Origin of the sequence: Streptococcus sp. k-378 (assembly GCF_013277505.1) — a bacterium.
GTDB classification, from domain to species: Bacteria; Bacillota; Bacilli; order Lactobacillales; family Streptococcaceae; genus Streptococcus; species Streptococcus pseudopneumoniae.
Map to the genome: position 1 here is coordinate 1 of NZ_VMNC01000150.1, position 4,857 is coordinate 4,857.

Sequence of the window (4,857 nt, forward strand, 5' to 3'; positions counted from 1 at the left end):
ATGACAGTAAGTGTGAGGCTATTTCTTCATTGGAAAATATATTATTAAAAGTCTCCTCAAATACTCTGATTTATTTAAAGGCCTTGAATACTCTATCTAATTTCTATTCCTTAGAGGGTCGTGAACAAGAATATGAGGCAAACTACTCTCATTTGATGGAGTTATATCAGACAAAAAATTTTGAGCATCAAGAGTTTTTATTTGGCTACATCAGAGTTCGTTACAACTACGCTCACTACCTAGTATCAAAGGAAAAATATAACGAAGCCATCCAAGAAGCTCTTGAGACGATTGAACTCTGTAAACAAAGACAGACAAGCTACCAACTAGCTCCCCTGCTCGTTCTCGTTGGAAATTGTGGAACACAATTCCTTGGCAAAGAACAAGTCAAAAATTATTATATAGAAGCAAGAGAGCTATGCAAGATTTATAACAATCCTTTCTCTGTGAAAATCGCAAGTTTTTCCCACCTTTTCTCAATACTGAAACAACATCTTTCCAGAACTTCAATAATTTCTTTTTGTATTAAATCATTATTTAACTAAATCTTTGGAGGCAATACGTTTTCAAAGCTACTTTTTACCATAGATTTTGAGCTTTCAACACATATTACTAAGCCAAAAATGCTCTAAATTTTTGAAATTCTAACAAATTCCACTCAACTTTATCATCATATTTGACTTTCACAATATCTTTCTCAAAATAACATGGAATAAAGATAGTTTTCTTTTGAAACGGGTTCAGAAGTAACCGTATCAAGTGCTAATAATGCTTGAGTTAATTTACAAGAACCTACTCCAGTGAAATGATCCTATCACATTGCCGTGCTTGCTCCATGTTATGCGTAACAATCAAAATTGTTTTACCAAATTGATCTCTCAAAGTTCGAATCAAATCGAATGCTTTTTGAGACATTTCAGGATCTAACGATCCGGTTGGTTCATCTGCTAGGACAATATCTCCGGGCTTTAAAATAGCTCTCACAATCGCAATTCTCTGCTGTTCACCTCCCGATAATTCATTGACTTTACTATTTAACCGATTTTGTAGACCAACAAATTCTAGCGTTTCCTTGATTCTCTGCTCTTTCTCCTGTCTAGAGAAATTCGAAAAAGTCATGGCAAGCATCAGGTTATCTTTCACACTAGATGTAGAAATGAGTGCATTGGATTGAAAAAGATAGTTGATGACATTCCTTCGATAATGAACTGCTGATTGCGAATTTACCTTAGGCAAAACTTTTCCGTTGATTAGGATTTTACCACTGTCAACAGTATCCAATAGTCCAATCATATTGAGGATAGTCGATTTTCCAGAACCAGAAGGTCCTACTAAAGCTACAAATTCATTTTCCTCAATATCAAAGCTTAAGTCTTTGAAAATTTCTCTTGAACCAAATTGTTTTGATACATTTTGTACTGAAATTCTAGACATGAGATTACTCCTTAAATGATTGTATGATACTCTCTCCTTCTTTACGGAACAAACTGAAGTAAAGAAGCATTATCTGAAAAGCAAATGTAGCTAGTGTCATGACTATTCCCAACTTAGAACCCACCAAGATAGAAACGATTAGTTCCATCACAGAAAAACTAATAATGAGAGAAACCACACCAATATATCTTTTCCATGGTGAGAATCCCATAAAGTATTGAACATACAATTTTTCTTCAAATAACAAGCGGTACATTAAGACAAAACTCCAGAAAATAGCCATCATCGTAATGATGATAATCGCTATAATCGTGCCGAAAAGATAAAATGTATAACTCAGATCTTTTTGAAGACCATTGATAAAGTTCTTGACAGTTGTAAAACTCAACCGATTATCCGTTAAATCTGGAAATTCTGTTTCTAAAACGGACACTACCTGTTCCATTGTTTCCCTATCACGAATCTTCAAAAGACCATTATAGCCGCTGACAACTAAGTTTGCCGACTCCATGAAATATAGATTCTCTGGTGTTGAGACAAAAATAACTGGATTCTCACTAGTTGTACCATAAGAAATGGAATCTGACCAAGTAAATATTGGTCGAGACGGTTGGTAAACCTTGAACATAAATTTCGGATTTTCTGTGAAATTAGTTTGTAAATCTCCCGGTTTTACAGTGACACTTTCCTGTAAATAAGCCTTCATCGCCTCAAGTTCTTCTGTATTGAGCGTGTTAGGTAGAAGATAAAGTCGAGTACCATTCCTCATCTCTAGCAACTCCTCATCACTTAGGGGAATACCTAACTCTTGCAGGTAATTATAGGAGAATTTCAAATACCAAAATGGTTTTTTAGGGACATGTTGGTATGTCCCATAGACTGCATCAAGGTACTCCTGATTAAGAAATTTTCCTTGGGCAATATAGACACCTGGAAGCTCAGATATACGCTGGTAAAAGTTATACATACTACGCTCAAGGGAATTTGTAGTTCCTGCATATGTACCTACATCATCTCCCTCAACAAAGCTGGAGATAACGTACATATCTTCAACATTTTTCCACTCCCTAGATACTTTCATATTATCAATAAACTGATTCGTTGGAGCATCTAAAGAGTAACTGACTGCGATTAACAAACCAGCTACCAAGGTATAGAATAACAAGCAGGTTACCATTAAAGGCTTCATTGGTAATCGTTTATGAATTGCGGCTAATGGAGAAACCGAATAAACAATAATCGTTGGAATAATGAATATCAATAGTAGCAACAAGACTGAGAGGCTGACTCCAGCAAAAACTAGAATAAACGATGATAAACCAAAACTAGACCAGCCTGACAACAACCAACTACATAAAGAGATAATTGGAATAATGTAGATTGAAAATAGTAGAGAATTTTTGAAAAAAGCAGACCATAATTCTTTTCTATCCCATCCTAAAAGAATCAATGTTCCGAAATGTTTAAAGGATTGAAGAACACAGATTAAGAATAGAATCAGTAAAATGAAGGCATTTACTAAGATGCTGATAGCAAGTATTATTCCCCAAATTCCCTGATCAGTACTACTTCCAAAACTTTCTTTTGTCAAATCCTCAACAGAAATACCTGACATCTTTGAAAGATGCAACAGAAAGTTATCTCTTGAGACAGCATCGTGGAGACCATTGATATGGTATATCCCATTGATCGTATTAGTGTTTTGAAAAGTATAATCTAATCGTTCAATGACTACAGGTGTGCTAAATAATAAATCTGGAAGCTCGTAAAGCATATTATTTGAGCCTTTGTCAAGTCCAATAGTCATACTATTATCACTATGAGATAATAAATCTGCAAATTGTTGTTGTGAGACTACTATTTTACCCGTACTTTCAAAATCTGAAAAACCAGCAGAGCTGCCAAGGATGTCTATATAAATCCTATTTAGACCTTCTCCTGTATCACTACTTTCAGAACGTTTTGTCCATATGGACAAGTCACTCTGTTCTAAAAAATAATTAAATACATCTTGTGATTGCTCTTCTGTTAACTTCTGAAGATAAACTGTTACAGTTTCGGAATGATGATTATAACTCTGCCATGACTGTTGATACTGTAAACCTGCTAAAAAAATTGCCACCAGAGCAAGTAAGACACTCTGGATGGCAATCAAAAACAGGATTAAGTATTTCATTTTACCTAATAACATGTTTTTGTATGTCATAGGTACTTACCTACAATTCCAGTAACATTCAGCTGTAGCAGTTCCGATGAATTTAGAAACACGTGCTTCTACTCCAGGTGATTGCCAGCCTGAGAATGCCCCGTTAGCAGTTGCTGAGTGTTCGTAAACACTAGACTGAACATTTGAATAGCTCCAAAGGCCAGCAGTACGACCATAATCCCAATAAACTGCAGTACCTTTATACCAAACTGTTGCAGCTGAAACAATCGAACCACCTGCACCAGCTAAAGTCAGTGCAAGTAAAGATGTTGTAATTATTTTTTTTATGCTTTTCTTCATCGTAAAGCCCTCATTTCTTTCACTTAAAATCTAACAATAACAATGACTGCATTTAGAAATATCAACAAATCATACCCTAGTACATCGGAATCCCTTCTTTCTAATTAAAAATTAGATAAAACAGAAATACTATATAGTTAATAGTATTTTCATCATTTAATCAACTAATCAGCCTTCCCAACATCAAGACCATTGGACTTCTTTTGCGATTGCACTCGAATCTCCAATTGTTTATTCTTCTGAATAAACTGTTGGTAAGGAATTGTATTACTAAACATAAAAACACCTAGCAATGCAAATGTAACTAATTTTTTAATTCCACGTTTTTTTCTCATGCAATGAAACCCCTTTCTTTTTCCTTGTTTTTATTCTAACAGATATATTTTATTTAGCCAAGTGTTTTTATTGCATTTTGAACTTTTTTTCTTATTATTACCATAAAGAATTATTTGTTTCTTTAACTTACTATTTTGAACTAAAAATTTTATAATGAAATTAAGCAAATAGGAAGGTTTATTATTTTTAATGAATACACTCGCAGAGAAATTCAGATTGAAAAGAAAAGAGTTGAGACTCTCCCAACAAACTCTTGCAGAAGGAATTTGTGAACAAAGCCAGATTAGTAAAATTGAGAGAGGGCATTTCATTCCCTCCGCAGACCTTTTGTTCAAACTCTCCCAACGACTCGAAGTGCCATTAGATTATTTTTTTAATGAACAAATTGAAATTAAATCTAACCTCTCTAATTTCAAGCAATTATCTGCTCGATTATTAGATGACAGAAATTATGACAATTTAGAATATCTTTATAGAATAGAGATTGAACGAAGTACTTTTCTAACACTAGAAGACCGAACTTACCTTGAATGGATTAAAGCTATTATTGACTTCTATCAATATGACAGTAAGTGTGAGGC

Annotated in this window: 5 protein-coding genes and 1 pseudogene; 2 read left to right on the forward strand and 4 right to left on the reverse strand. The window is 34.2% G+C overall.

All coding sequences use genetic code 11. The annotated features are described in order from the left end of the window. A pseudogene (locus HT719_RS10865) lies at window positions 1-545 on the forward strand (XRE family transcriptional regulator); the annotation flags it as partial. A gap of 247 nt (window positions 546-792) precedes the next feature. On the opposite strand, the gene HT719_RS10870 reads toward HT719_RS10865, so the two are convergent. The 4 genes from HT719_RS10870 to HT719_RS11965 all read right to left on the reverse strand — a co-directional run bounded on the left by HT719_RS10870 (window position 793) and on the right by HT719_RS11965 (window position 4,275). Further along, entirely contained in the window at window positions 793-1,434 is a 642-nt protein-coding gene (locus HT719_RS10870; protein WP_000087002.1) for an ATP-binding cassette domain-containing protein, read from the reverse strand. A 4-nt stretch (window positions 1,435-1,438) separates the two neighbouring features. Continuing rightward, window positions 1,439-3,640 carry an ABC transporter permease gene (locus HT719_RS10875; protein WP_000221426.1) on the reverse strand — a complete coding sequence of 734 codons (2,202 nt, stop codon included), beginning with the start codon at window positions 3,638-3,640 and terminating at the stop codon, window positions 1,439-1,441. Window positions 3,641-3,646: 6 nt separating this feature from the next. Beyond that, window positions 3,647-3,940 (reverse strand): hypothetical protein, encoded by a 294-nt coding sequence (locus HT719_RS10880; protein WP_000748217.1) that lies wholly within the window; start codon window positions 3,938-3,940, stop codon window positions 3,647-3,649. 164 nt (window positions 3,941-4,104) lie between these two features. Next, complete coding sequence (locus HT719_RS11965; RefSeq protein WP_001227862.1) at window positions 4,105-4,275, reverse strand: PhrA family quorum-sensing system peptide; 171 nt, start codon at window positions 4,273-4,275, stop codon at window positions 4,105-4,107. Window positions 4,276-4,465: 190 nt separating this feature from the next. Between HT719_RS11965 and HT719_RS10885 the strand changes: the two genes are divergently transcribed. Next, a partial coding sequence (locus HT719_RS10885) for a helix-turn-helix transcriptional regulator (protein WP_023942023.1) occupies window positions 4,466-4,857 on the forward strand: 392 nt, incomplete at its 3' end.